Origin of the sequence: Pseudomonas sp. R1-7 (assembly GCF_051132105.1) — a bacterium.
In the GTDB taxonomy this organism is placed as follows: Bacteria; Pseudomonadota; Gammaproteobacteria; order Pseudomonadales; family Pseudomonadaceae; genus Aquipseudomonas.
Genome location: NZ_CP071661.1, coordinates 63,805 through 88,904, shown reverse-complemented (window position 1 = coordinate 88,904; position 25,100 = coordinate 63,805). Strand labels below are relative to the sequence as shown.

The window sequence follows — 25,100 nt, the reverse complement described above, 5'->3', positions numbered from 1 at the left end:
ACGGGAGCCAGCATGATTGTCAGAGCTTGGCCTTCACCGCCGCCAACGCATCCTTGCCATCCAGCGTCTTCACGCCGTCCAGCCATTTATCCAGCACCGCCGGGTTGGCCTTGATCCAGGCCTTGGCCGCTTCGGCGTTGCTGACTTTTTTGTTCACCACCTCCGCCATGATGCTGTTTTCCATTTCCTGGGTGAAGCTCAGGTTGGTCAGCAGCTTGCCAACGTTCGGGCAGGCCTGTGCATAACCTTTGCGCGTCAGGGTGTACACGCTGCCGGTATCACCGAAATATTTCTCGCCGCCCTTGAGGTAATGCATCTTGAGCTGCACGTTCATCGGGTGCGGGGTCCAGCCGAGGAAGGTCACGAACTTCTGTTTTTTCACCGCACGGGAGACCTCCGCCAACATCGCCTGCTCGCTGGACTCCACCAGCTTCCACTCGCCCATGCCGAAATCATTGGTCTTGATGATTTCCTTCAGAGAGAGGTTGGCCGGCGCGCCGGACCCGATGCCGTAGATTTTCTTGTCGAACTTGTCCGCGAATTTGTTCAGGTCGGCGAAGTTATGCACACCCGCATCCCAGACATAGTCGGGAACGGCCAGGGTGAATTCGGTGCCGTCCAGGTTCTTGGCCAGTTGCGTGACGTCGCCATTGGCCACGAACTTGTCATAGAAACCTTGCTGCGCCGGCATCCAGTTACCCAGGAACACATCCACTTGGCCATCCTTGAGGCCACCGAAGGTGATCGGCACCGCGAGGGTGTCGACCTTGGCCTTGTAGCCCATGCCTTCCAGCAGGAAACCTGTGATGGCGTTGGTGGCGGCAATATCGCTCCAGCCCGGATCAGCCATCTTCACCGTCTCGCAACTTTGTTCGGCCCACGCCGACACACTGCTCAACGCCAACAGCCCGGCGGCCAGTGCTGTGGATAACTTTTGCATGTGCTTCCCCTTACGTTATTGGTTTATTGGCAGGGTTGTGGATAACGGGCCTTGCGCTCCAGATCGTCCAGGTCGATGTGGTTGCGCATGTATTGCTGGCTGGCGTCTACGAACGGCTGGTGATCCCAGCTCTTGAGCTTGCCCAGGGTCAGCGCTTGGGCAACAAAACGGCGCCGGCGCTGGCTGGCGAGCACCTGTTGATGAATGGTTGGAATGTCCCATTTGGCACGCGCTTCGGCGAGGAAGTCGGCTAGCAGCGCTTGGTGCTCGGGAGACTGGCTGAGGTTTTCCATTTCCTTGGGATCGTTGCGCACATCGAACAACAGACAAGGATCATCCTCGCTGTAGATGAATTTCCACTGGCCGCGACGAATCATCATCAACGGGCTGATGGTGCCTTCGGCCATGTACTCGCCAAAGACTTCGTCATGCCCGCCCTGCCCTTGCAGGTGCGGCACCAGCGAACGGCCATCCAGTGGCAAACCTGGCTCCAGCGTGCCTCCGGCCAGCTCGACCAGGGTCGGCAACAGGTCGGCGGTGGACACGGCCGCGCCAACACGGGCGCTGGCGAACTGCCCCGGTGCGCTGATCAGCAGCGGCACCCGCGCAGCCATTTCGAACCAATGCATTTTGTACCAGAGCCCCTTTTCGCCGAGCATGTCTCCATGATCGCCGGAGAAAACAATGATGGTGTCATCGATCAACCCAGTGTCCTCCAAGGTCTGCAGCAACTTGCCGACGTTGCTGTCGATGTAGCTGCATGCCCCGAAGTACGCGCGGCGGGCGTCGCGAATCTTATCCACAGGCAGCGGCTTGTCCCAGAGATCATAGACTTTGAGCAGCCGTTGGGAATGTGGATCGAGTTCGGTTTGCGCCGGTGTCTGTGGCAACGGGATGTCGTTGTCGTCGTACAAATCCCAGAACGCCTTGGGAATCGTGTACGGATCGTGTGGGTGCGTCATCGACACCGTCAGGCAAAACGGCTGGTCGCCGTCCTCGCGGATGTGGTCGAACAGGTATTGCTGGGCCTTGAACACCACCTCTTCATCGAAGTCCAGCTGGTTGGTGCGCACGCACGGTCCGGCCTGCAACACCGACGACATGTTGTGATACCAGCTCGGCCGCACATCCGGCTCGTCCCAGTTCACGGCCCAGCCGTAGTCCGCCGGATAAATATCACTGGTCAGGCGTTCTTCGTAGCCGTGCAGCTGGTCGGGCCCGCAAAAATGCATCTTGCCGGACAGCGCCGTACGGTAGCCGAGGCGGCGCAGATAGTGGGCATAGGTCGGAACGTCCCCAGGGAAATCCGCCGCGTTGTCGTAGGCGCCGATCTTGCTCGGCAGCTGACCACTCACCAGCGTGAAGCGTGACGGCGCGCAGAGCGGGCTGTTGCAATACGCGGCATCGAACACCACGCCCTGGTCGGCCAGGCGTGACAGGTTCGGCAACTTGATGGGCGACGGACCATAGATCGGCAACATTGGCGCGGCCATTTGATCGGCCATGATGAAAAGAATGTTCTTGCGCTTCATGTATTCGCGGCATTCCATAGTGGGCAGTTATGCGATAGTGCTGCGATTGAGCATGTAGTCCATGCCTTTCGGGGTAAAGCCCATGCGAAACAATGACTAGGATAAGCACAGCTTATGTATGACGCCTTGGGTGATTTGTCGCTGGACCTGTTCCGCGCCTTCGAATCAGCGGCTCGCCAGCAGAGCTTTACGGCGGCCGCGATTGAGCTGGGCACCACGCAACCGGCCATCAGCCAGCAGATCAAACGGTTGGAAGAACAGCTGGGCACGCGGTTGTTTGACCGTATCTATCGCGGCATCGAATTGACCGAGGCCGGCGCCATCCTTTTCGAGCAAGTCCAGGCTGGTTTACAGAGCATCGATGCTGGCCTGACTGCGATCACCGCCCAGCACCAGCACGAGGTGCTGCAAGTGGCGACGGACTTCGCCTTTGCCGCCTATTGGCTGATGCCTCGCCTGCATCGGTTTCATGCCGCCAATCCGCAGGTGGACGTGAGCCTGGTGACCAGCGAACGCAACCACAACATGCTGCGCACCGATATTGACGTTGCAGTCTTGTTTGGCGACGGTCGCTTCAAGCAGGGCGAAAGTCGTTGGCTTTTCAGCGAAGAAGTGTTTCCGGTCTGTAGCCCGCTGTTGCTCGGCGAACGTACCCTGCCCTTGCCCGCCCATGACCTTGCGGAATTTCCCTTGCTGCATTTGCGCGGCGGCAATAGCAGCGCCTGGTTCGACTGGAGCGGCGTGTTCCGTGAACTGGGCATCACGTCGCCGCCGGCGCCAGGGCAATTGCGTTTCGACAACTACACCCTGCTTATCCAGGCGGCAATCGGCGGCCAAGGCGTTGCCATCGGTTGGCGGCACCTTGTGGATAACTTATTGGCGCAGGGATTGTTGTGTCGTCCGATCGCCGAAACAGTGCTGTCGCGGCTGGGGTATTACGTGGTGTTGCCCCAGCGTAAACGTCGTGGGGTGTTGATCAAATTGTTCGTGGATTGGTTGATGGAGGAACAGGCCAATAGTGCGGAGTCGCTGACTGGATTGCCGCTGCCGTCGATTGCTGTTTGAGTCTGGGGCCGCTCTGCGGCCCAGCGGGAGCAAGCTCCCTCGCCACGGGGGGCACTAAACGGCGGGCACGAAATTCACGTGTTGGCCCACGTGCAGGTTCAGGCGCAGCTCATCAGCGATGCCGACCGCCACGCGACTCAAGCGCTCCAATGATTCGGCCATGCCCGGCTCCAGGCTGGTGCTGACATGGCTGAAATGCTCGATGCCCAGCCCCTGTACGGCATAGGGCGCATTGATGAGCGTCCATTGCAAGGCGCTGTTTTTCAGGGCATCGAGGATTTCTTCGGCGGCGTGGCGCTGCAAATCATCGTCCGTCTCCTCTTCCAGCACAGCGAAATTGCCCACCAGGAACAGCCGGGAAATGTTCACCGCCTGCATGCCGGCAATCAGCGCATCCACCGCCAGGACCTGTTCCACCGGGCCGGGGATCAGCGTGCGCTCCACTTGCTCGCTGTTCATCGGCAAGCCCGGTGCGTTCAACAGACACACCACGGCGCTGGCGCCCGCGACGCTCTGCTTGACCCGTTCCGGATCGAAGAGATCGCCGGTCTTGGCCCGCAAGCCCGGGCGCGGCGCGAGGGCCGTAAGATCATCCAGAATGGCGATGATTTCATGCTGGCGCCGCAGCAGTTCAGCCATCAACGCACTGCCGAGGCTGCTCATGGCACCATAGAGCACCACTTTGATAACCGGGGTTTCGGCGTTTTTCATGGCTGGCTTTCCTTTTTTCCCGCGTGTAAAGGCTCTGACACACGGTAAACCGAGAGGGTTCGCTGATCTTTCCAGGAGTGACCAATGCAACGGATCAAGGGCTATCACGCCCACGTCTATTTCGATGCCGATACCCTCGACCAGGCTCGGGCGTTATGTGAGCAGGCAGCGCAATTGTTTGCGCTGAAAATGGGGCGGATGCATGAACGCCCGGTCGGTCCACACCCGGACTGGAGCTGCCAACTGGCATTCGACCCGCAGTACATCGGCGTGGTCTTGCCGTGGCTGGCCCTGAACCGCAAAGGGCTGGTGATTTTTCTTCATCCCGACACCGGGGATGACCTGGCGGACCACACCGACCATGCGATCTGGATGGGCGCGGTGCGGCCGTTGGATCTTTCGGGGTTCAGAGCAAAAACCTGACTGCTTTTGTGGCGAGGGAGCTTGGCCAATCATCAGCCATTGCGGCAGCGAAAGGCTGCTGAAAGCTTGCGCGATTAGGATCGCCCCACCTACCGGCAACAGACCGGTGGCCTACCACGAGCCTTCCTGATGCTCGTGCGGCCTTTTTAACAACAACAATGGTGATTCTGATGTCCGCTGCTCTGCACCCCGTTGCGCCCTCTCCATTCGTCCGTCCCGTGCTCTGCATCTCGCGCTGACCTGTCCGGTTCGCCTTTCATAGCCGCGCCACGCCTGGAGTATTTCCCATGCTGACTTTCCTTGGCTTCGCCATGGTTATCACGTTCATGTTCCTGATCATGACCAAGCGCCTGTCCGCGCTGATCGCCTTGATCATCATCCCGATCCTGTTCGCCCTGTTCGGTGGTTTTGCGCCGAAGATCGGCCCGATGATGCTCGAAGGCATCACCAAGCTCGCCCCGACCGGGGTGATGCTGATGTTTGCGATTCTGTATTTTGCCTTGATGATCGACTCCGGCCTGTTCGACCCGGCCGTGCGCAAGATCCTCAAGCTGGTCAAGGGCGATCCCTTGAAAGTTTCGGTCGGTACCGCCGTCCTGGCGCTCGTCGTTTCCCTTGATGGTGACGGCGCGACCACTTATATGATCTGCGTGGCCGCGATGCTCCCGCTCTACAGCCGCATCGGCATGAGCCCACGGATCATGGCCGGTCTGATCATCCTCGCCGGCGGCGTGATGAACATGACCCCCTGGGGCGGGCCAACCGCCCGGGCGGCCAGCGCGCTGCATGTGGATCCGTCCGACATCTTCGTGCCGATGATTCCCGCCATGTTGGCCGGCGTCGTGGCGATCCTGGCGATTGCCTACATGTACGGCAAACGTGAGCGTGCGCGCCTGGGTGAATTGCATTTGGCCGGTGATGAGATGGACCACAGCGAAATCAGCGTTTCCCAGTTTCCGGACGCCCGCCGTCCGAAGCTGATCTGGTTTAACGGCGCGCTGACCCTGGCCCTGATGTGCACCCTGATCGCCGGCCTGTTGCCGATGCCGGTGCTGTTCATGGTGGCGTTCAGTATCGCGATGATCGTCAACTACCCGTGCCTGCAACAGCAAAAGGACCGCGTCGCGGCCCACGCCGGCAGCGTTCTGGCGGTGGTCGGGCTGATTTTCGCGGCGGGGATCTTCACCGGCATCCTGTCCGGCACCGGCATGGTAGACGCCATGTCCAAGAGCCTGTTGGCAGTGATCCCGGACTTCCTCGGTCCTTACCTGGCGGTCATCACCGCGCTGGTGAGCATGCCATTCACTTTCTTCATGTCGAACGATGCATTTTATTACGGGGTGTTACCAGTTCTGGCCGAAGCGGCTAGCCACTACGGCATCACCGGCGTTGAAATGGCCCGTGCTTCGATCGTCGGCCAGCCCGTCCACCTGCTGAGTCCGCTGGTTCCGTCGACTTACCTGCTGGTAGCCCTGGCCGGAATCGACTTCGGCGACCACCAGCGCTTCACCTTGAAGTGGGCAGTACTGGTTTGCCTGTGCATAATGTTCGCCGCCTTGCTGATGGGGATTTTTCCGCTGTTCAGCACTCTATAAAAGCAACGCCCGCTGCGTCGCCCCTCTCGGGTAACCGGAGGCGCGGCGCGGCCTAACACTCGCTCAAAGGAACTCACATGGAATGGCTGACCAACCCGGAAATATGGGTTGCCTTCTTTACCTTGACCGCCCTGGAAATTGTCCTGGGCATCGATAACATCATCATGATCTCGATCCTGGTCAGCCGCATGCCCAAGCATATGCAGGCGCGCACCCGGATTTTCGGCCTGGCGCTGGCGATGATCACGCGGATCCTGTTGCTGCTGTCCATCACCTGGGTCATGCGACTGACCGCCGATTTGTTCGAAGTGTTCGGCCAGGGCATTTCCGGTCGTGACTTGATCCTGTTCTTCGGTGGCCTGTTCCTGCTGTGGAAAAGCTCCCAGGAGATGTACCACGCGCTGGAAGGCGAAGATGAAAGCAACGACGCGCCTTCGGGCAAGGGCGGCAATTTCATCTACACCATCATCCAGATCGCGATCATCGACATCGTGTTCTCCCTGGACTCGGTCATCACCGCTGTCGGCATGGTCTCCCATGTACCGGTCATGGTCGCGGCAATCATCGTCGCCGTACTGGTGATGATGCTGGCCTCGGGCACCATCAGCACGTTCATCGACAAGCACCCGTCGCTGAAGATGCTGGCGCTGTCGTTCCTGTTGGTGGTTGGTACCGTGCTGATCGCCGAGTCGTTCGACGTACACGTGCCAAAAGGCTACGTCTACTTCGCCATGGCGTTCTCGCTGGCGGTGGAAGCGATCAATATCAAGATGCGCACCGCGATCGCACGCAAGCGCAAACAGCAGGATCCGGTGAAACTGCGCCGGGACATGCCGGGTCAGTAATGATGTAGGGCAATGAACGAAGGGGCTCTTGGGAGCCCCTTTTTCATGCCCGCAGAAAACCGGCCGGATGCAATACCTGTGGGAGCGAGCTTGCTCGCGATGAGGCCATGACATGCAACATCTTTTTTGGCTGTAAGGCCGCTATCGCGAGCAAGCTCGCTCCCACAGGGGTTTGGGTGCTTTCGAGGAATTTTTTTCATGACAGTTTTGTTTCAATCGCTTCTTTAGCTGTGCAATGCTGGCGCCCGAACCGTTCGCCAACTACAGCTTAAGTACAAGAAGTAAAACGATGTGGCACCGTCAATTTGTCCCTTTGGGACGCTAACAGGGGGCTTCTCATGCTGACCCTGCTGAATCTACTCTCCGCCGTGGCCTTGCTGATCTGGGGCACGCATATCGTCCGAACCGGCATCCTGCGGGTCTACGGCACCAACCTGCGCCATGTCATCGGCCAGAATATGTCCAAGCGCTGGCTGGCGTTCATCGCCGGCATCATGGTCACGGCCATGGTCCAGAGCAGCAACGCCACGGCCATGCTCGTCACCTCCTTCGTCGGCCAGGGCCTGATGGCGCTGACCCCGGCCCTGGCGACCATGCTGGGCGCCGACGTTGGCACCGCGCTGATGGCCCGGGTGCTGACCCTGGACCTGTCGTGGCTGTCGCCGCTGCTGATTTTCCTCGGGGTGATCTTTTTCCTCTCGCGCAAACAGACCCGCCTCGGCCAGATGGGCCGGGTCGCCATTGGCCTGGGCCTGATCATCCTGGCATTGCAATTGATCGTCGAGGCCGCTGCGCCGATCACCCAGGCCCAGGGCGTGAAGGTGATTTTCGCCTCGCTGACCGGCGACATCCTGCTCGATGCGTTGGTGGGTGCGCTGTTCGCGATGATTTCCTATTCCAGCCTGGCGGCCGTGTTGTTGACCGCGACACTCGCCGGCGCTGCGGTGATCAGCTTGCCCGTGGCCATCGGCCTGGTGATCGGCGCCAACATCGGCAGCGGTGTGCTCGCGTTCCTCAGTACCAGCATGCAGAACGCCGCCGGACGCCAGGTGGCGCTGGGCAGCCTGCTGTACAAGCTGATCGGCCTGCTGCTGATCATCCCGGTGCTCGATCCACTGGTGGGCTGGCTGGACAGCCTGGATTTCAGCCCACAGGAAACCGTCATCGGCTTTCATTTGCTCTACAACACGGTGCGCTGCCTGGTGCTGTTGCCCAGCGTCGGCCCCATGGCCAGGCTTTGTGCATGGTTGCTGCCGGAGCGTCCGGAAACCAACGGGACGGCCACGCCCCGGCACCTGGACCCTGCCGCCCTCGCCACCCCAAGCCTGGCGCTGGCGAACGCCGCCCGGGAAACCCTGCGCATCGGCGACCTGATCGAAAACATGCTCGAAGCCATGCTCGGCGTGCTGCGGGGCGAGCAAACGGCGATTACCCAGCAGGTGCGCAGCATGAGTGACGACGTCGAAGCGCTGTGCAGCGCCATCAAGCTCTACATGGCGCAAATGCCCCGTGAAGACCTCAGCGAACAGGACAGTCGTCGCTGGGCGGAGATCATCGAGCTGGCGATCAACCTCAAGCTGGCCAGTGATCTCATCGAGCGCATGTTGCGCAAGGTCCAGCAGCAGAAAACCTCGCAACGCCGCTCGTTCTCTGACGTGGGCCTGGAAGAACTGGCGGGGCTGCACAGCCACCTGACCGCCAACCTTCGCTTGGGGTTGTCGGTCTTCCTCAGCGCCGACCGGGAAAGCGCCCGCCAGTTGCTGCGCGAGAAACGGCGTTTCCGCGCGCAGGAGCGGCGGATGGCCCATGCCCATGTCAGCCGCCTGCAGCGCAAAGTCGTGCAGAGCCTGGAGACCAGCTCCCTGCACCTGGAGCTTATCGCCGACATGCGGCGCTTGAATTCGTTGTTTTGCGGCAGCGCCTACGTGGTGCTGGAAACGGCTGAGATCGGCGCGCTGGCCGCTGACGAAATTTCAGACATCACCCACTCGCCTTGAACGACTGGCGTCTTGGCCAGTCAACAAGATTGGCCCGGACCATGGATCTCATAAGCCGCCAGGAAGCCCGCCATGCGTTGTCTGCTACTCGCCCTGCTTTTGTTCGGTTCCCTACCCCTCTTTGCCCAGGACCGTTTCCAAGTCGAAGGCTACCTGTTGCCCAATGGCATGCAGGTGTTGCTCAAGCCCGGCACTGAACGTGGACACGTGGCGATTCGGCTGGTGGTCGGCGTGGGCCTTGACGACTTCAGCTGCGCCGACAAGGAACTGCCGCACCTGCTCGAGCACGTGCTGTTCAGCGGGGTCGACAGTACGGGCGAAGGCGGCCTGGAAGAGCGCATGCAAGCGCTGGGTGGCGAATGGAACGCCTTCACCAGCAACGCCGACACGACGTTCGTCATCGAGGCGCCAGCGCGCAATCAACGCAAGATCCTCGATCTGTTACTGGCGTTATTGACCCGTACCCGCATCGACGAAAAGAACCTGGAAGCGGCCAAACGGGTCGTCGAGCGCGAGGACGGTGGCCACTATACCCATCTGCAACGCTGGCTCGACCGCCAGGACCTCGGCCACAAGGCCAGCAACCAATTGGCCGTGGAGCTGGGCTTGCGTTGTGCGGAGCGGGCCGAGGTCGAGCGCTTTACCGTCGCCCAGTTGGAACAGGTGCGCAAGGCCTGGTATGCCCCCAACAACATGACCCTGATCGTCGTCGGCGAACTCGATCGGCTGCTGCCGGCCTATCTGGAACGTGCCTATGGCGAGCTCGAACCGGTCGAACCCAGCGTCCACGAGCCGCTGGCGCAAATTCGCTACAGCGCGGTCACCAAGCGCAACCTGATTCGTGGACTGGTCGGCAACAGCGCCAAGCTTCACTGGCTGTTTCCGGAGCCTGTGCTGGAGGAACAACACGATGAAACCTTCGATCTGCTCAAGGACTACCTCGATTGGGCACTCTACCGGCAACTACGCCTGGCTGACGGGCTGTCCTACGGCCCGTGGGTGGAGCGAGAAGTCTTCGGCGGCGTCGGTTTCCTGAGCCTCAACGCCGACCTGGCCCGCGAGGACCTGCCCCAAGCGGAGGAGGCGCTGGAGAGGCTGCGCAACACCTTGCTCAGGGACGGCCTGGATCCTGAAAGTTTCGTGCGGATAAAGCGCGCCGCCATCGCCCACCAGTCCTGGGCCGTCCAAGGCAACAGCGCACTGGCCGACTATTACTGGGGCGCCCTGGGCGATTACGAGGATGGCCGCTTCGCCAACCCGGCCGCACGCCTGCAGGCAGTGAGCCTGGAGCAGGCCAACCAGGCTTTGCGCGAGCTGCTGAAGGACCCCGGTTATTTGCGCATCGAGAAGCCGCTGCTCGGTGACGACGAACTGGTCTGGACCCTCGGCGGGTCAGTGGCGTTGCTGCTGGTGCTGTTGATATGGCTGGCGCGTCGTCGGTCTCGGCGGGACCCGGAATGAACCCACAGTGGTACTCTGTCGGGGATATTTCCTACGTCTTAGTGTGAAACTGCCGAATGCCGAACCTGACTCATTTTATCCAGCGCATCCTTGAACTGATGAAGCGCTACCCAGGGGTTATCGCACTCGGCGGTTTCATTTCCGGGGTCGGCAGTTTCATTCTGGTGGATCGCCAGCAAGGCCTGGCGACCTGGATCGCCATCATGATGCTGGTGAGCTGGCTCTGGCTGATGCTGGAGAACAGTCTGACCCGGTTGTTCACGCGGATTTTCAAACGGGAAATTCCCCAGCCGCTGTTGCGCTACGCCACGCAGATGATTCACCAGGAAAGCCTGTTTTTTGTCCTGCCGTTTTTCTTCATCACTACCACTTGGAATAGCAGCCAGTTTATTTTCACAGGCCTGCTCGCGGCGGCGGCCCTGGTCTCGATCACCGATCCGCTGTACTACAAATGGCTGGCGCCGCGGCGCTGGGCCTTTCTGGCGCTGCACACGCTGACGCTGTTCGCCGCCTTGCTGACCGCACTGCCGGTGATACTGCACCTGACCACCGACCAGAGCTTCAAGTTGGCACTGGGCATCGCCATGCTGTTGTCATTCCCGAGCCTGGCCTCGATCTTTCCGATCCGTACCGTACGCAACGCACTCGCCATTTTGTGCATCACCCTGGGCATAGGCGCTACCGGTTGGGTGCTGCGCTCCTGGGTGCCCCCCGCCACGCTCTGGATGACTGAGGTGGCAATCAGCACCCAAGTGGAAGATCGCACACCGGGGGCCAGCCTCAAGGAAGTCAGCGCCGCCCAGATTCGCGGCAATGGCCTGTACGCCTACACCGCCATCAATGCGCCGCGTGGCCTGGATGAGCGGATCTATCACGTCTGGCAATTCAACGGCAAAGAAGTGGACCGCATCGCCCTGGACATTCATGGCGGGCGCAAGGAAGGCTATCGCGCCTGGACTCACAAGCAGAACTTCCCAGCCGACCCGACGGGCAAATGGCAAGTGCGGGTCCTGACCGAGAACGGCCAGATGATCGGAGTGCTGCGGTTCAAGGTGACGGAATAAGGGTCGCCAGACTCTGTCGCGAGCAGATCAGCCAAAGAACCAGTAGCAAACCCCGATCGCCGCCACCACACCGGCCAGCTCGGCCAGCAGGGCGCAGCCCACCGCATGGCGCGCGCGCTGGATGCCCACCGCGCCGAAATAGACCGCCAGCACATAGAACGTGGTTTCGGTGCTGCCCTGGACCGTCGCAGCCACCAGGGCTGGAAAACTGTCTACGCCCGAGGTCTTCATGGTTTCGATGAGCATCGCCCGGGCGGCGCTGCCGGAGAACGGCTTGACCATGGCGGTGGGCAACGCATCGACGAAGCGAGTGTCCCAGCCGGCCCACTGCGCCACGTGCCGAATGCCGTCCAGGCCGAAATCGAGCGCTCCGGAAGCCCGCAGTACCCCGACGGCACACAACATCGCTACCAGGTATGGCAGCAGGTTCTTGGCAACGTCGAACCCTTCCTTGGCGCCTTCGACGAAGGTTTCATAGACCTTGACCTTGCGCAGCGCGCCCACCACCAGGAACAGGATGATCAGGCCAAACAGGGTCAGGTTGCCGAGGATCGACGACAGCCCCGCCAGCGCCGTCGCCGAGAGCGTGGCCAACAGCGCCATGAAGCCGCCCAGCGCCAGTGCGCCCGGCACCAGATAAGCCAGCACCACCGGATCCCACAGCCGCAGACGCTGCATGAATGCCACGGACAACAGCCCCATCAACGTCGAAGCACTGGTGGCAAGCAGAATCGGCAGGAACACCAGGGTCGGGTCCGGCGCGCCTTGCTGGGCGCGGTACATGAAGATGGTCACCGGCAGCAGGGTCAGCGACGACGCATTGAGCACCAGGAACAGAATCTGCGCGTTGCTGGCGATGGTCGGGCTGGGATTCAAGTCCTGCAGGGCGCGCATGGCCTTGAGACCGATGGGCGTGGCGGCGTTGTCCAGGCCCAGGCCGTTGGCCGCGAAGTTGAGGGTGATCAGGCCAATCGCCGGGTGACCGGCCGGGACTTCCGGCATCAAGCGCAGGAACAGCGGGCCAAGGGCCTTGGCGAGCCAATCGACGATGCCGGCTTTTTCGGCGATGCGCAGGAAACCCAGCCAAAGGGTCAGGGTGCCGAACAGCAGGACCATGACTTCGACGGACAGCTTGGCCATGGCAAAAATGCTTTCCACCATGGCCGCGAAGATCCCGGCGTTGCCGCCGACCAGCCACTGCGCCAGCGCCGACACGGCTGCCACGATAAAGAAGCCAAGCCACAGGCCATTGAGCATCGGTTAAGTCCCCCGGAAGATGCGGCGAATGATAGCGGGGCTGGCCAAAACGACAAACCCCGGATTTCTCCGGGGTTTGGTTGGCATTGCCAAGAAGATCAACGGCTGGAAGTTTCCCCTGCCGGCAGCGGCTCCTTGCTGCGCCAGTGCGGCAGGGAGTTCCAGTAGCGCTGGCCCTTGGCATCGTCGTACATGCCTTCCCAACGGGAGATGACCAGTACGGCCAGGGCATTACCGATGACATTGAGCGCGGTACGGGCCATGTCCATGATGCGGTCGACACCGGCAATGAACGCCAGCCCTTCCAAAGGAATGCCAACGCTGCCCAAGGTCGCCAGCAACACCACGAAGGAGACGCCCGGCACGCCGGCGATGCCCTTGGAGGTCACCATCAAGGTCAGTACCAGCATCAGTTGTTGGCCGATGGACAGGTCGATGCCATAGAGCTGCGCGATGAAAATTGCCGCGATGCTCTGGTACAGCGTCGAACCATCAAGGTTGAACGAGTACCCGGTAGGCACGACGAAACTGCAAATGGCCTTCGGCGCCCCGTACGCTTCCATCTTTTCGATAACGCGCGGCAACACCGTTTCGGAGCTCGCGGTGGAGTAGGCCAGCACCAGCTCATCCTTGAAGATGCGCATCAGCTTGATCACCGAGAAGCCGAACAGGCGCGCGATCAGGCCCAGCACCACGAAAGCGAAGAAGGCGATGGCGACGTAAACCAGGATCACCAGCTTCGCCAGCGGCAGCAGCGAAGCGAAACCGAAGTTGGCGACCGTCACAGCGATCAGGGCGAACACACCAATAGGGGCGTAGTTCATGATCATGTGGGTGACTTTGAACATGCTTTCCGACACGCCCTGGAACATCTTGACCAGGGGATCGCGCAGGTCCGATTGCAGGCTGGACAAACCAAGCCCGAACAGCACGGAGAAGAAGATGATCGGCAGCATCTCGCCGCGAGCGACGGCTGCGAAAATGTTCGACGGGATCAGGTTGAGGATCGTCTGGATGAACGCATGCTCATGCTGGACCTCGGCCGCCGTGGCCTGGTACTTGGAAATATCCACGGTACCCAGGGTGCTCATATCGATGCCGCTGCCCGGCTGGAAGAAATTGGCCAGCAGCAGGCCGACGACGATGGCAATGGTGGTGACGATTTCGAAATAGACGATGGTCTTGAAGCCGATTCGCCCCAGCTTCTTGGCATCGCCCACGCCGGCAATGCCCACGATCAGCGAGGAGATCACGATAGGAATCACGATCATCTTGATCAGACGGATAAAGATATCGCCTGCCGGTTGCAGCACGTTACTGATCCACCAGGCCTTCTCGGCACTGAAATGGTTGAGCAGCGCGCCGATTGCAATCCCGAGCACCAGACCGATGAGGATCTGCCAGGCGAGGCTTAGTCTTGCCTTCTTCATATCATTACCCTTACTTCAGTTTGACTCGGACAGCAGCATCAACGGACCGCCAAAGGCGATTCGGATTCACGCTGCTGCCCCCGTATAAGGTCACCCGGGCGCCCAAGGCAGCTCACTGGCAGGCGAAAAAAGGCGCAACTATTGCGATGCAAGGGGGGATCGTCTAATGCCGTAAACGCCTACCCTATGCCGAATCGGCATGAGATCAACGATGTGAAACGGACGTCCCAATCGGTTCAAAAGCGACACTTCATCAGGCATAAACGCCGTCAACCGGCCATTTCAGCGTAGCCGGGCGTTATCTGGATAGCTTGGGAGGCGATGAAAGGATCGAGTTGAAGCGCATCGATTAAAAGCGAAACCGTGCGCCTATTCTCCGATATACGGTCGGCATTCGAACAGCATTGCTTGGGGAACGGGACAATATGCCGCAGCGCCTGTTGGGTTCAGGCAAAAGAAACAGCAAACCGCTCTAGCCTGGGGATAAGCTCTACGCAAGTTCGCCAAGCCTTCACGACTTTGCGAACTTGCGTCGCAGCTTTTACCTGACCCGGCCCTTTCGCAGGCAACCCTTTTGCCCGTAGGTCACTCCGACGCTTGATGGTCAGAACGTCCCAGCCCCCTGGTCATGCTTACGCCCTCCTCGGGCTTCGCAGGGAGAAAAGCAGCGTTGCTTTTCCCGCTTCAAGAAATCAGTACCAGTTAGGATCTTTCTTGAGCTGTTCCATTAACAGTTCTTGCATACCTTCATCGGGGTTGCCGAGAAAGCGGTAGTCCGCGTGACGGGTCGGCGATTTGTCGGACGGCAGCCCGGCAGGGACTTCCACCAACAGGGCGTAGGCTTCGTCTTTGTCGAAGCTGAAAGCCACGAACAGGCGTTTGCTCTTGCAGGTCGCCTGGGTCTCGCACAGCGGCCCGACCAGATACTGGTCGCCGTCCTCCTCGACCGCGTTCATTTGTTCTGCCTCGCCCGTCAGGTTCATCACCCACTCGGGAAGACGCTCTTCTTTCTTGACGACCTGCTGCCAGGTCTCGCGATATTGAGGGTCTGACTGCAGCAATTGGTTGACCCGCATTTGACCGTCATTGGCAGCCATTGCCATGGCACTGCCGCCCAACAGCAGGGCGGCGGCCAGTCCTTTAAGTGTCACGCTCATGATCAACCTCGGCCGCGACGGCCAAAGAAGAACGATGCGATAAACATCACCAGGAACACGACAAAGAGAATCTTGGCGATGCCCGTGGCGGTGCCTGCGATACCACCGAAGCCCAATACCGCAGCAATGATGGCAATGATCAGGAAGGTAATAGCCCAGCTCAACATGGTGATTCTCCTTACGCTTTTCTATTTAGTTAGGGGTCTGGCAATGATGGTTCCGGCGCAACGGACGACCGGTCAGAACACCCAGCGCTCTTCCCGAGGCATCTCGGAGAGGGGCTGCGCCTGGTCGACTTCCATCATTCGCATCGAAGCGGATTCCTGCGCCAACGTGCTGGCGGCACTGAAATGGGTTTGCGGGGCACGGTAGGTAGAGACCAGTGGCGCTTCCGGTTTCTGGCTTTCATGCCAGAGCATCAATTGCTGACCTGCTACAAGCGTGATCAGCAGTGCGACAAAAGCCCACAGCCCCTGCTGGATATGCAAACGGGAAATGCGAAATTGGGCGGCACATTGACGGTTCATCCTGAAACTCCTCCCCACCCTAGCGGTGATCTGGTTGAGGCGCCTTAAACGCCACGTTGCCCAGAACATTGCAGCCGGCATGCCAGAAATACAGGACCTATAAAACCCTTTAAAATCAGCATGTTATGAGCTTGCCGAAGAAGCCGCGGAGCGCATCCTGCACGATGGGCCAGACGCGCGTCGTGCGTAATGCACGAATTGGAAGAGGGTCGCTCGGTCGATTTCTTTTTTGAATTGCGAGTCGCAAATGGCTGTCGGAATGAGCGAGCCGAACCGCTGGAACCGGAGGAGCTGAAAAAATGACTGGAAATCAGTCTTTTAGACGATCGAGGTCCACAGATTCCGATTCGGTGGGTAATATTCGATCAGAATGGACCATGCAACTTGCCCGATTTTTCTGACACTAATCATCATCATTCATTAAGGAGCGTAGGAAAGATGGAATCCGCCACCGAGCATCAAGGCCGCATTCTGCTGGTAGACGATGAGTCCGCCATCCTGCGTACCTTCCGTTACTGCCTCGAAGACGAAGGCTATAGCGTCGCCACCGCCAACAGTGCTGCACAGGCCGAAGCCTTGCTGCAACGCCAGGTATTCGACTTGTGTTTCCTGGACCTGCGCCTGGGCGAGGACAACGGTCTCGACGTCTTGGGACAGATGCGAATCCAGGCACCCTGGATGCGAGTGGTCATCGTGACTGCCCACTCCGCCGTGGATACGGCCGTCGATGCGATCCAGGCCGGCGCGGCTGATTATCTGGTCAAGCCGTGCAGCCCCGACCAACTGCGCCTCGCGACCGCCAAGCAACTGGAGGTACGCCAACTGTCCGCCAGGCTCGAAGCCTTGGAAGGCGAGATGCGCAAGCCGAAGGACGGCCTCGACTCCCACAGCCCGGCGATGAAAGTGGTGCTTGAAACAGCTCGGCAGGTCGCCAGCACCGACGCCAACATCCTGATTCTGGGCGAGTCCGGCACCGGCAAGGGCGAACTGGCGCGGGCGATCCATGGCTGGAGCAAACGCGCGAAAAAATCCTGCGTCACCATTAACTGCCCGTCGTTGACTACCGAACTAATGGAAAGCGAGTTGTTCGGTCACAGCCGCGGTGCGTTTACCGGCGCCAGCGAAAGTACCTTGGGGCGAGTCAACCAAGCGGATGGCGGAACGTTGTTTCTCGACGAGATCGGCGATTTTCCCCTCGCACTGCAGCCAAAATTGCTGCGCTTTATCCAGGACAAGGAATACGAGCGCGTCGGCGACCCCGTCACGCGTCGCGCCGATGTCCGGATTCTCGCGGCGACCAACCTCAATCTTGAGGACATGGTGCGCGACGGACGTTTCCGTGAAGACCTGTTGTACCGTCTGAACGTCATTACCCTGCACCTGCCGCCCTTGCGCGAACGCGCCGAGGACATCCTGACCCTGGCCGACCGGTTCCTGGCGCGCTTCGTCAAGGAGTACGCCCGTCCGGCACGGGGATTCAGCGATGAGGCCCGCGAAGCGCTGCTAGGCTACCGCTGGCCGGGCAACATTCGCGAGCTGCGCAACGTGATCGAGCGCGCCAGCATCATCTGTCCCCAGGAGAAGGTCGAAATCAGCCATCTGGGCATGGCCGAGCAACCGGTCAACAACGCTCCGCGAATCGGTGCCGCGCTGAGTCTCGACGAGTTGGAGAAAGCGCATATCGGCGCAGTGCTGGCCACTGCCGACACCCTCGACCAAGCCGCCAAGACCCTGGGCATCGACGCGTCCACGCTGTATCGCAAACGCAAGCAATACAACCTGTGAGCGGTACCTTATGAAACTGGCGATGAAGCTGCGCACACGGTTGTTCCTCAGCATTTCCGCGCTGATCACGGTGGCGCTGCTAGGGCTTCTGCTGGGGTTGGTCAGCGTGATGCAAATGGCCAACACCCAGGAACAATCCGTTCGCGACAACTTCGTGCTGTTGGACCTAGGCCTCAAGCTACGTCAGACACTGGGCGACCAGTTGATGATCATGCTGGATGAAAACCCCAACCTGGCGGCGCTGGAAGAATCAAAACGCCAGTATTTCGAGTTGCTGGATGAAGGTATCGCTCATGAACAGGCGTTGGATGACCCATCCACCACCAGCTTCAGCCGTGCCAAATCCGATTACATCAGCTTCCTCGAGGCCTTTGACGATTCTCGCCAGCAACCCAAACAGCTGGCGGGTATCCAGGCGCTCACTGAAAAATTCAATGTATTGCGCAGTGGACTGATCGAGGGCTATCGCCATGCCCTGAACAAAATCAGCGACACCCAGGACCGTGCCCGCGAGCGTGCCCTACTCATTTCCGGCCTGCTGGGGCTGGTGGGGCTGGCGGTGCTGATCATCGGCTTCGTCACGGCCCACGGCATAGCCCGGCGCTTCGGCGCGCCGATCGAGGCGTTGGCAGCGGCGGCGGACGATATCGGCCAAGGCAATTTCGAGGTGACCCTGCCGATCTCCTCGGCGGCGGAACTGAACCTGCTGACCCGCCGTTTCGGCATCATGGCCCAGGCGTTGCGCGAACATCAGGCGACCAATGTCGATGAGCTGCTCGCCGGCCAGCAACGCCTGCAAGCGGTACTCGACAGCATCGACGATGGCTTGCTTATGATTGATCGCCAAGGTCGGCTCGAGCACCTCAATCCCGTGGCCCAACGTCAGCTGGGCTGGGATCAGGAGCGCTTGGGGCAGGGGCTCGGCGAGGCGCTTGGACGTATCGAGCTGGACGACGAGTTGCAATTGGTCCTGCGCGGCGGCACACAGGAGCGAGCGCCAGACGACTTGAGCATCGAGGTGGATGGCGAGTCACGCGTGCTCACCTACAGCCTGACGCCGGTCATCCACACCCAAGGCCAGATTCTCGGCGCGGTGATGGTGCTGCATGACGTCACCGAGCAACGCGCCTTCGAACGGGTGCGCAGTGAATTCGTCCTGCGGGCGTCTCATGAGTTGCGCACCCCTGTGACGGGCATGCACATGGCCTTCGGCCTGCTCCAGGAGCGCATGCACTTTCCCGAGGAGTCCCGTGAGGCGGACCTGCTCAATACCGTCAATGAAGAAATGCAGCGGTTGATGCAGCTCATCAATGACTTGCTCAACTTCTCCCGTTACCAGAACGGCCTGCAGAAACTCACTTTGGCACCTTGCTCCATCGAAGAATTGTTGGAGGCCGCGAGGATGCGCTTTGCCGGCCAGGCGCAAGCGAAAGGTATCGAATTACTCGTCGAGCTCCAGGGTCCGTTGCCGCGCCTTCACGCCGATGCCGCGCAGCTGGATCGGGTGTTGGACAACCTCATCGATAATGCGATGCGTCACACCAACGATGATGGCCAGATCCGCTTGCAGGCTCGACGCCACGGCGAGCGGGTGATCATCAGCGTCGAAGACAACGGCGAGGGGATTGCCTACGGCCAGCAGGGGCGGATTTTCGAGCCCTTCGTCCAGGTCGGCCGCAAAAAGGGCGGCGCCGGCCTTGGCCTGGCGCTGTGCAAAGAGATCGTCCAGCTCCACGGTGGGCGCATGGGTGTGTATTCCAGGCCAGGGCAGGGCACTCAGTTCTACATGGCCTTGACGGTGTAAGTGCCCGTCACGCCTCGTCATCAACGCGTCGTCCGACCAGACGTCGCCCGCGGGTGATCAATTCGATGAGCTGCACCGCACTGAGCGCGTGGGCAAACAGCCACCCCTGACCGAACTTCACGCCCTCGCTGCTCAGGTAAGACGCCTGGGCCTCATGCTCGATACCTTCAGCAATGACCTTGAGTTCAAGGGCGTGGGCCATGCGGATGATATGCGGGGCCACGCCGCTGCTGGCGGCGTCGTGCCCCAGCGCGTCGATGAAGGCCTTGTCGATTTTCAGGCAATCCACCGGCAGCGTTTGCAGGTAAGCCAGGCTGCAATAGCCGGTGCCGAAGTCATCGATCAGCACCTGGTGCCCCACATCGCGCAACGATTGCAGGTTATCGCGAGCCACCAGCACGTCGACCAAGCCACGCTCGGTGACTTCGAAAGCGATCTGGTGTGCCGATACGCGATGCATCGCCAACAGCCGGGCAATCACATCGCCAATGCGCGGCACCATCACGTCGCATGCCGCCAGGTTCACGGAAATATAGAGGTGTGGATTGGCGCGCAATAGCTGACCCAACTGATCGAACAATCGCTGCAGCACAAAATCGGTGATCTGACGGATCTGCCCGGTGTCTTCCGCCATCGGAATGAACAGATCCGGGCTGGTCAGCGTGCCGTCCGGCCGGCGCCAGCGCAGCAGGGCTTCGGCGCCCACGCAGTTGCGGCTGTGCAAGTCGAAAATCGGTTGATAGAGCACCTGTAGCTCACCGCGTCGGATGGCACCGTGCAACTCGGCATCCATCGATTGGCGCTGGCGCGCGAGAAGAAAGACCTGAAAGCCGATGCCCAGCCCGAGCATCAGGCTGATGGGCAGCATCCACCAGGCATTGGCCGGAATTCGCAGGTCGCTGCGAGGTGCGATCAGCACCAGTTGGTATTCAGGACTGTCGGTTGGCATCCGGTAGATCAGCCGATTTTTCGTGACCTGCAAAGCGTTTCGGCTTTTCGGCGGCCAGGGCTCGGCCGGTGGCCAGCGTTGCTCAGTGCCAAGAACCGGAATCGCCCGCTCACCGTCATCGAGGACCACCAGCAAGCTGCTGCCCGGCGGCAAGTCGACCACATCGGTCAGATGGCCGCGAGACGTTGCCACCCGAAAATTTCCGCGCCCCAACATCAACGCGGCGCGATTTTCATCGGGCTCCGTGGTGGTGTTGAGCCAGTAGCTGTAGGCCGGCCCCCGCAAGTCAGGCACTCGCGCCAAGGACAAGCCGCTCTGGCGCGGACGGTTGGAGCACATGCCGGTGCTGTCGATATAAGCCGCCTCGTAGACGAAGCGGTAATTGAAGCTCACCTGCTGCAAGGTGGCGATCATGTCATCGCTACAACCACGCAGCGGTTGAGCCTGCAAATCATCGAGGCTCTCGCGCAGTTGTCCAAACAGTTGTTCCAGGCGTAGCAGGAAGCGCTCGCCTTGGGCGTTCATCTGCTCGCTTTCACGCTGCTGGATTTGTTGCATCACCACAAACAGACTGCCCGCCAGCAACAACACAGTACTGAGGGCAGCCGCCGTCATCGCCAGGAAAATAGGGCGATGCAGCCAACTCTGCAGCGTTTCGCGGGCAGCCGTCATCATCAGTAATCCGAAAGTTACCAATGAGTTATAGCTTCTGTTTTGGATTTGGCGCTATTAGTCAGACGAGCGTCATTATTTTGTCTGATTAAGCACCCGCAAAATCGCCGCGCTTTGCGCGTCTGGCGCGCCGTCGAACCGGGTCGGCCGATAACGCATCTGGAAGGCAGCGAGCACCTGGTGGGTGGCTACGTCCCATTCGCCAGTGCGAGGCGTCGGGTAGCCGAGGCGGGCCAGCTCTGCCTGGAACCAACTGGCGCTCGGCAACTGAGCGGCGTAGGCAACCTGCTGTAGCGCGACCGCGCGTTCGTCCGGCCAGACACCAAGGCCTGCCTGCGCCAGTCGCTTCCAGGGAAACAACGGGCCGGGATCCAGCTTGCGATTGGGTGCGATGTCGCTATGGCCGATGATGTTGGCCGGGTTGATCGCGTTACGTCGGGTGATGTCCTTGAGCAAGGCAATCAAAGCTTGCACCTGGGCTTCGCTGTAGGGGTACCAGAGGCGGCCGGTGGGCGTATCTACATAGCCCGGATTGACGATCTCGATCCCGATGGAGCTGGAATTGAGCCAGGTCCGGCCTTGCCATTCACTTTCGCCGGCGTGCCAGGCGCGCCGGTTTTCGTCCACCAGCTTATAAATGGTCGCGGCCTTATCGTCGCCTATCAGGTAATGAGCGCTGACTTCGCCATGGGTCAGTAACGACAGGGAGCGCTCGAGGGAAGCCGAGGTGTAGTGCACCACGACGAACTGGACACGGCTGTCGTGGTTGACCGACGGATGGCTGGTATCCAGCCGGGGGCCGCTCGCGCAACCGGCCAGGACCAACAACGAAACAACGAGCGGGAGAAATTTCATGGTGAAGAACAGGCACACAGGAAAATAATGCAACAGTGTAACGTATCACCCGGAAATGATCCGATGCCGTTAAACAAAATGGAACAATTGTTCAGCCGAACTCCACTCGGTTACGGCCCGCATCTTTGGCTCGATAAAGCGCCTCATCGGCCCTTTTGAGCACCAATTCGCTGCGCTCCCCCGGTTTGAAGGCCGTCATGCCCATCGACACCGTTACCGTCACCGGCTCGCCCTTGAAATGGAACGGACACGCTTCGATGGCCGCGCGCAGGGCTTCGGCCAGTTTCGCGCCGGCCGCAAGAGGCGTATCAGGAACCAGCAAGACGAACTCTTCGCCACCAAAGCGGGCGATGAAGTCACTGCCACGGATCCGCTTGCGCAGCACGGAGGCAATGAGCTTCAGCACGCGGTCGCCGGCGAGGTGCCCGTAGTTGTCATTGATCCGCTTAAAGTGATCCAGGTCGAGCATGGCGATCAACAAGCTGTTGCCATGCCGCTGCCATTGCTCAAGTTCCTGTTCGAGGCGCTCGGTCCAGGCAGCGCGGTTCGGCAGGCCTGTCAAAGGATCAATCAAGGCTTTCTGACGCTGTTCTTCCAGATTCTCACGCACTATCAGCGCGTCCTGCTCCATCAACGCAACGCGCTCGGCCAGGCTCTTGAGACGAACCGAGACTTCTTTCTCGCGCTGATCACGCTGCTTGCGATGCTCATCCATCGTGCCAAGCAGACCCTCCAGATGGTTCTCCAGCACTTGCTTGAGGCCTTCCAGATCATCGGCTTGCTGCACGCTGCTCTGCAGGCCGTCCACTTGTTCGCGTATCTGGGAGTCCATCTCCCTGGAGGCCGACAGATTGTCGGCATGGTCATCACTGGCCGCTTGCAACGTGCTTTGGAATGACTCCAGGCGATCATTGAGCCGCTGCAGATAAGCTTCGAACTCATGCTGGCCGCTGTCGGTGATTGCCAACATCAGTACTGCCAGATCGTCGAGGATGGGCAGCAATTCGTACCAGTTCAAACCGTTGCGCAGACGTTCGCGCATGGCTTCCGCCTGGGGCCGATGACGCTCGGGCAGCGTCAGGTCGCCAAGCAAGCCCAGCAGCGTGTCTTCGATATGCCTGGCGACCGAACTGTAGGAAGGCTCTGGTGAGTCGGGCAGGGCATAGTGAGCCACATCGGAATCGGCTGCGAGGAGCTCGGCGGGTTCGCTGGATTCGGCGGCAGCAAGCGGCAGCTCGTCGAGGACCGGGATGGGTGCCTCAGGCACTAGCTCGTCCGGGTTCTCGAACGCGGTTGTTGGTTCTGCGCGCTCATCAAGGAGCGGGGGCGGCGGTTCGACGGGCGACTGAACCACGGCTGCGACCGGCGGCGTCACGGGCTCCGGCGCAGGTTCGTCTTTTGGTTCGTCTGCTGGCTCAGTGGGCTCGACCGGCTCGGCTTCAGATATGTCGGGCGCGTGGTCTCGCTCTGCTTTCGGTGCGGGTGCGGGTGCGGGTGCGGGTGCGGGCGGGATGGAAACCGTCTCGGCTGCGGGCGGCGCCGGCGTCAGCGCAGTTGCATCTGTTCCAGGCGTCGGACTCGGCTGGACTGGCTCCGACGATGGGGGAGGCTGGGGTGCCGCCTCATCGTGACCGTGACCACCGAACAACCGCTGCAGCAGGCCGGGGCGGCTCGGCTCATCCGGCGTATCCAGCGCGCTCAGCGCCTTGCCCTGCAAACCACTCAATTCGCTGAGCAACAAGGGGATTTCCCGCGCCTGGCCGACCCGGGCTTCCAATTGCTTGGAGAACTTCTTCAAGGGCCGGCTGACGTCCTTGGGCAGCGGCAAGGATTGCAGCTGGGCAACCAAGGCCGTCAACGCGGCGCTCATTTGCTCGACCCGCGTCTCGCGACGCTGCTCGGAATCGAGTACGGCTTTCTCCAGGCGCGGCAGCAGGGCGGCGAGGGCAGCGTCCATGTCGTCGGTGCGCACCACTTCGCGCATCTCTTTCATGCACTGGTCTACCGCCCGGTCGGTGCCCTCGGCGGCAAGCGTGCTGCGCACCAGCCCCCGACGCAGCAAGTCGAGCCGAGCGTCCCAGCGACGCTCAAGCTTTTCCTGCTTTTCGATGCTCTTGAGGTATTTCTCTCTCCAGCGTTCGGCGTCGTCGCTCATTCATCGGATCCGCAAGGGGCAGGACTCAGCGCGGGGAATGCGTCGGCCGTGAGCGAACCCGGCAGACGTATTTCGACCGCGACCGGCAGGTGATCGGAAATAGGCTGGGCCAATACCTCTACGCGTTCGAGGGTCAAGGTCGGGCTCAACAGGATATGGTCCAGGCAGCGCTGGGGGCGCCAACTGGGAAACGTGGCTTCGAGCTGCGGAGCGAGAAGGCCAAGGTCGCGCAATGGCGAGGTTTGAAGCAGGTCATTGGCGTGGGTGTTCATGTCGCCCATCAGAACCTGGTGCTTGTAGCCACCGATCAGCTCACGGATATACGCCAGCTGCATCGTTCGGGTGCGAGCGCCGAGGGCCAGGTGCATCATCACCACGACCAGCGCGTCCGGGCCTTCGCCGAAACGCGCCAGGATAGCGCCACGCCCCTTGGGACCGGGTAGCGGATGATCTTCGATCGCCCAGGGCCGCAGGCGACTCAGCACGCCGTTGCTGTGCTGGCCAAGGCGACCGAGGTTGCGATTGAGCTGTTGATACCAATAAGGAAAGGCGCCCAGCTGGGCGAGATGTTCGACCTGATTGACGTAGCCGGAACGCAGGCTTCCGCCGTCGGCTTCTTGCAAGGCAACCAGATCGAAGTCTTTGAGCAGGTCGCCGATCTTTTGCAGGTTTCCGGCTCGCCCTGTATGGGGCAGCAGATGCTGCCAGCCTCGGGTCAGGTAGTGCCGGTAGCGCTCGGTGCTGATGCCGACCTGGATGTTGAAACTGAGCAACCGCAGGCGACTGTCCGCCGGCAGGCCCGTGGAGGCGACATGATGCTCGTTGACCCGCGGTTCATGCAGGCCAACGATGCGCTCGGTACTCCAGCGGGCCATG

At 60.6% G+C, this 25,100-nt stretch carries 21 protein-coding genes; 9 read left to right on the top strand and 12 right to left on the bottom strand.

Annotation, left to right across the window (positions count from 1 at the left end; translation table 11 throughout):
- Positions 1-19 precede the first annotated feature (19 nt).
- Both choX and betC read right to left on the bottom strand, forming a co-directional pair.
- Positions 20-940 carry a choline ABC transporter substrate-binding protein gene (gene choX, locus J3P79_RS00415; RefSeq protein ID WP_039593437.1) on the bottom strand — a complete coding sequence of 307 codons (921 nt, stop codon included), beginning with the start codon at positions 938-940 and terminating at the stop codon, positions 20-22.
- 23 nt (positions 941-963) lie between these two features.
- On the bottom strand, positions 964-2,472 hold the full coding sequence (gene betC / locus J3P79_RS00410) for a choline-sulfatase (protein ID WP_434607283.1): 1,509 nt from the start codon (positions 2,470-2,472) through the stop codon (positions 964-966).
- 114 nt (positions 2,473-2,586) lie between these two features.
- Between betC and J3P79_RS00405 the strand changes: the two genes are divergently transcribed.
- Complete coding sequence (locus J3P79_RS00405) at positions 2,587-3,537, top strand: choline sulfate utilization transcriptional regulator (RefSeq protein WP_434607280.1); 951 nt, start codon at positions 2,587-2,589, stop codon at positions 3,535-3,537.
- A 54-nt stretch (positions 3,538-3,591) separates the two neighbouring features.
- Here J3P79_RS00405 and J3P79_RS00400 read toward each other — a convergent pair whose 3' ends face one another.
- Positions 3,592-4,248, bottom strand: a complete 657-nt coding sequence (locus tag J3P79_RS00400) for an NAD(P)-dependent oxidoreductase (RefSeq protein WP_434607277.1) — start codon at positions 4,246-4,248, stop codon at positions 3,592-3,594.
- Between the two features lie 84 nt (positions 4,249-4,332).
- Between J3P79_RS00400 and J3P79_RS00395 the strand changes: the two genes are divergently transcribed.
- From J3P79_RS00395 to J3P79_RS00370, 6 genes are all read left to right on the top strand, one after another.
- On the top strand, positions 4,333-4,671 hold the full coding sequence (locus tag J3P79_RS00395; protein ID WP_434607274.1) for a DOPA 4,5-dioxygenase family protein: 339 nt from the start codon (positions 4,333-4,335) through the stop codon (positions 4,669-4,671).
- A gap of 287 nt (positions 4,672-4,958) precedes the next feature.
- Positions 4,959-6,266, top strand: coding sequence for a CitMHS family transporter (locus J3P79_RS00390; protein ID WP_434607272.1), 1,308 nt, complete (start codon positions 4,959-4,961; stop codon positions 6,264-6,266).
- Positions 6,267-6,343: 77 nt separating this feature from the next.
- Entirely contained in the window at positions 6,344-7,111 is a 768-nt protein-coding gene (locus J3P79_RS00385; protein WP_434607270.1) for a TerC family protein, read from the top strand.
- Positions 7,112-7,449: 338 nt separating this feature from the next.
- Positions 7,450-9,108 carry a Na/Pi cotransporter family protein gene (locus J3P79_RS00380; RefSeq protein WP_434607267.1) on the top strand — a complete coding sequence of 553 codons (1,659 nt, stop codon included), beginning with the start codon at positions 7,450-7,452 and terminating at the stop codon, positions 9,106-9,108.
- Positions 9,109-9,180: 72 nt separating this feature from the next.
- Positions 9,181-10,569, top strand: coding sequence for a M16 family metallopeptidase (locus J3P79_RS00375; protein WP_434607265.1), 1,389 nt, complete (start codon positions 9,181-9,183; stop codon positions 10,567-10,569).
- Positions 10,570-10,625: 56 nt separating this feature from the next.
- Positions 10,626-11,633, top strand: a complete 1,008-nt coding sequence (locus tag J3P79_RS00370) for a DUF5924 family protein (protein WP_434607263.1) — start codon at positions 10,626-10,628, stop codon at positions 11,631-11,633.
- Positions 11,634-11,660: 27 nt separating this feature from the next.
- Here J3P79_RS00370 and J3P79_RS00365 read toward each other — a convergent pair whose 3' ends face one another.
- The 5 genes from J3P79_RS00365 to J3P79_RS00345 all read right to left on the bottom strand — a co-directional run bounded on the left by J3P79_RS00365 (position 11,661) and on the right by J3P79_RS00345 (position 16,004).
- Positions 11,661-12,890 (bottom strand): nucleoside recognition domain-containing protein, encoded by a 1,230-nt coding sequence (locus tag J3P79_RS00365; protein ID WP_434607262.1) that lies wholly within the window; start codon positions 12,888-12,890, stop codon positions 11,661-11,663.
- Between the two features lie 98 nt (positions 12,891-12,988).
- Entirely contained in the window at positions 12,989-14,320 is a 1,332-nt protein-coding gene (gene gltP, locus J3P79_RS00360; protein WP_045154666.1) for a glutamate/aspartate:proton symporter GltP, read from the bottom strand.
- Between the two features lie 692 nt (positions 14,321-15,012).
- Positions 15,013-15,477 carry an inhibitor of vertebrate lysozyme family protein gene (locus J3P79_RS00355; protein WP_434607260.1) on the bottom strand — a complete coding sequence of 155 codons (465 nt, stop codon included), beginning with the start codon at positions 15,475-15,477 and terminating at the stop codon, positions 15,013-15,015.
- Between the two features lie 2 nt (positions 15,478-15,479).
- A complete protein-coding gene (locus J3P79_RS00350; protein WP_003177151.1) occupies positions 15,480-15,644 on the bottom strand; it encodes a DUF1328 domain-containing protein in 165 nt (54 codons plus the stop codon).
- Positions 15,645-15,716: 72 nt separating this feature from the next.
- Positions 15,717-16,004, bottom strand: coding sequence for a hypothetical protein (locus J3P79_RS00345; RefSeq protein ID WP_434607258.1), 288 nt, complete (start codon positions 16,002-16,004; stop codon positions 15,717-15,719).
- A 438-nt stretch (positions 16,005-16,442) separates the two neighbouring features.
- On the opposite strand from J3P79_RS00345, the gene algB reads away from it, so the two are divergent.
- Both algB and J3P79_RS00335 read left to right on the top strand, forming a co-directional pair.
- The gene (gene algB / locus J3P79_RS00340) at positions 16,443-17,789 is read left to right on the top strand and encodes a sigma-54-dependent response regulator transcription factor AlgB (RefSeq protein ID WP_434607256.1); all 1,347 of its coding nucleotides are present in this window, start codon (positions 16,443-16,445) and stop codon (positions 17,787-17,789) included.
- Positions 17,790-17,799: 10 nt separating this feature from the next.
- Positions 17,800-19,593: an ATP-binding protein gene (locus J3P79_RS00335; protein ID WP_434607253.1), complete on the top strand. Its 1,794-nt coding sequence runs from the start codon at positions 17,800-17,802 to the stop codon at positions 19,591-19,593.
- A 7-nt stretch (positions 19,594-19,600) separates the two neighbouring features.
- Here J3P79_RS00335 and J3P79_RS00330 read toward each other — a convergent pair whose 3' ends face one another.
- From J3P79_RS00330 to J3P79_RS00315, 4 genes are all read right to left on the bottom strand, one after another.
- The gene (locus J3P79_RS00330) at positions 19,601-21,214 is read right to left on the bottom strand and encodes an EAL domain-containing protein (RefSeq protein ID WP_434611625.1); all 1,614 of its coding nucleotides are present in this window, start codon (positions 21,212-21,214) and stop codon (positions 19,601-19,603) included.
- A 75-nt stretch (positions 21,215-21,289) separates the two neighbouring features.
- Positions 21,290-22,069, bottom strand: coding sequence for an N-acetylmuramoyl-L-alanine amidase (locus J3P79_RS00325; RefSeq protein WP_434607251.1), 780 nt, complete (start codon positions 22,067-22,069; stop codon positions 21,290-21,292).
- Between the two features lie 91 nt (positions 22,070-22,160).
- Positions 22,161-24,224, bottom strand: a complete 2,064-nt coding sequence (locus J3P79_RS00320; protein WP_434607248.1) for a diguanylate cyclase — start codon at positions 24,222-24,224, stop codon at positions 22,161-22,163.
- Positions 24,221-25,099, bottom strand: a complete 879-nt coding sequence (locus J3P79_RS00315; RefSeq protein ID WP_434607247.1) for an endonuclease/exonuclease/phosphatase family protein — start codon at positions 25,097-25,099, stop codon at positions 24,221-24,223. The genes J3P79_RS00320 and J3P79_RS00315 overlap by 4 nt, the downstream gene beginning before the upstream one ends.
- Between the last annotated feature and the right edge of the window lies 1 nt (position 25,100).

Coding starts and splice junctions, on each gene's coding strand:
- betC (WP_434607283.1), bottom strand. CDS start 2,472: ATGAAGCGCAAGAACATTCTTTTCATCATGGCCGATCAAATGGCCGCG.
- J3P79_RS00335 (WP_434607253.1), top strand. CDS start 17,800: ATGAAACTGGCGATGAAGCTGCGCACACGGTTGTTCCTCAGCATTTCC.
- J3P79_RS00320 (WP_434607248.1), bottom strand. CDS start 24,224: ATGAGCGACGACGCCGAACGCTGGAGAGAGAAATACCTCAAGAGCATC.
- choX (WP_039593437.1), bottom strand. CDS start 940: ATGCAAAAGTTATCCACAGCACTGGCCGCCGGGCTGTTGGCGTTGAGC.
- J3P79_RS00385 (WP_434607270.1), top strand. CDS start 6,344: ATGGAATGGCTGACCAACCCGGAAATATGGGTTGCCTTCTTTACCTTG.
- J3P79_RS00365 (WP_434607262.1), bottom strand. CDS start 12,890: ATGCTCAATGGCCTGTGGCTTGGCTTCTTTATCGTGGCAGCCGTGTCG.
- J3P79_RS00375 (WP_434607265.1), top strand. CDS start 9,181: ATGCGTTGTCTGCTACTCGCCCTGCTTTTGTTCGGTTCCCTACCCCTC.
- J3P79_RS00330 (WP_434611625.1), bottom strand. CDS start 21,214: ATGACGGCTGCCCGCGAAACGCTGCAGAGTTGGCTGCATCGCCCTATT.
- J3P79_RS00355 (WP_434607260.1), bottom strand. CDS start 15,477: ATGAGCGTGACACTTAAAGGACTGGCCGCCGCCCTGCTGTTGGGCGGC.
- J3P79_RS00315 (WP_434607247.1), bottom strand. CDS start 25,099: ATGGCCCGCTGGAGTACCGAGCGCATCGTTGGCCTGCATGAACCGCGG.
- J3P79_RS00405 (WP_434607280.1), top strand. CDS start 2,587: ATGTATGACGCCTTGGGTGATTTGTCGCTGGACCTGTTCCGCGCCTTC.
- J3P79_RS00345 (WP_434607258.1), bottom strand. CDS start 16,004: ATGAACCGTCAATGTGCCGCCCAATTTCGCATTTCCCGTTTGCATATC.
- J3P79_RS00395 (WP_434607274.1), top strand. CDS start 4,333: ATGCAACGGATCAAGGGCTATCACGCCCACGTCTATTTCGATGCCGAT.
- J3P79_RS00380 (WP_434607267.1), top strand. CDS start 7,450: ATGCTGACCCTGCTGAATCTACTCTCCGCCGTGGCCTTGCTGATCTGG.
- algB (WP_434607256.1), top strand. CDS start 16,443: ATGGAATCCGCCACCGAGCATCAAGGCCGCATTCTGCTGGTAGACGAT.
- J3P79_RS00390 (WP_434607272.1), top strand. CDS start 4,959: ATGCTGACTTTCCTTGGCTTCGCCATGGTTATCACGTTCATGTTCCTG.
- J3P79_RS00325 (WP_434607251.1), bottom strand. CDS start 22,069: ATGAAATTTCTCCCGCTCGTTGTTTCGTTGTTGGTCCTGGCCGGTTGC.
- gltP (WP_045154666.1), bottom strand. CDS start 14,320: ATGAAGAAGGCAAGACTAAGCCTCGCCTGGCAGATCCTCATCGGTCTG.
- J3P79_RS00350 (WP_003177151.1), bottom strand. CDS start 15,644: ATGTTGAGCTGGGCTATTACCTTCCTGATCATTGCCATCATTGCTGCG.
- J3P79_RS00370 (WP_434607263.1), top strand. CDS start 10,626: ATGCCGAACCTGACTCATTTTATCCAGCGCATCCTTGAACTGATGAAG.
- J3P79_RS00400 (WP_434607277.1), bottom strand. CDS start 4,248: ATGAAAAACGCCGAAACCCCGGTTATCAAAGTGGTGCTCTATGGTGCC.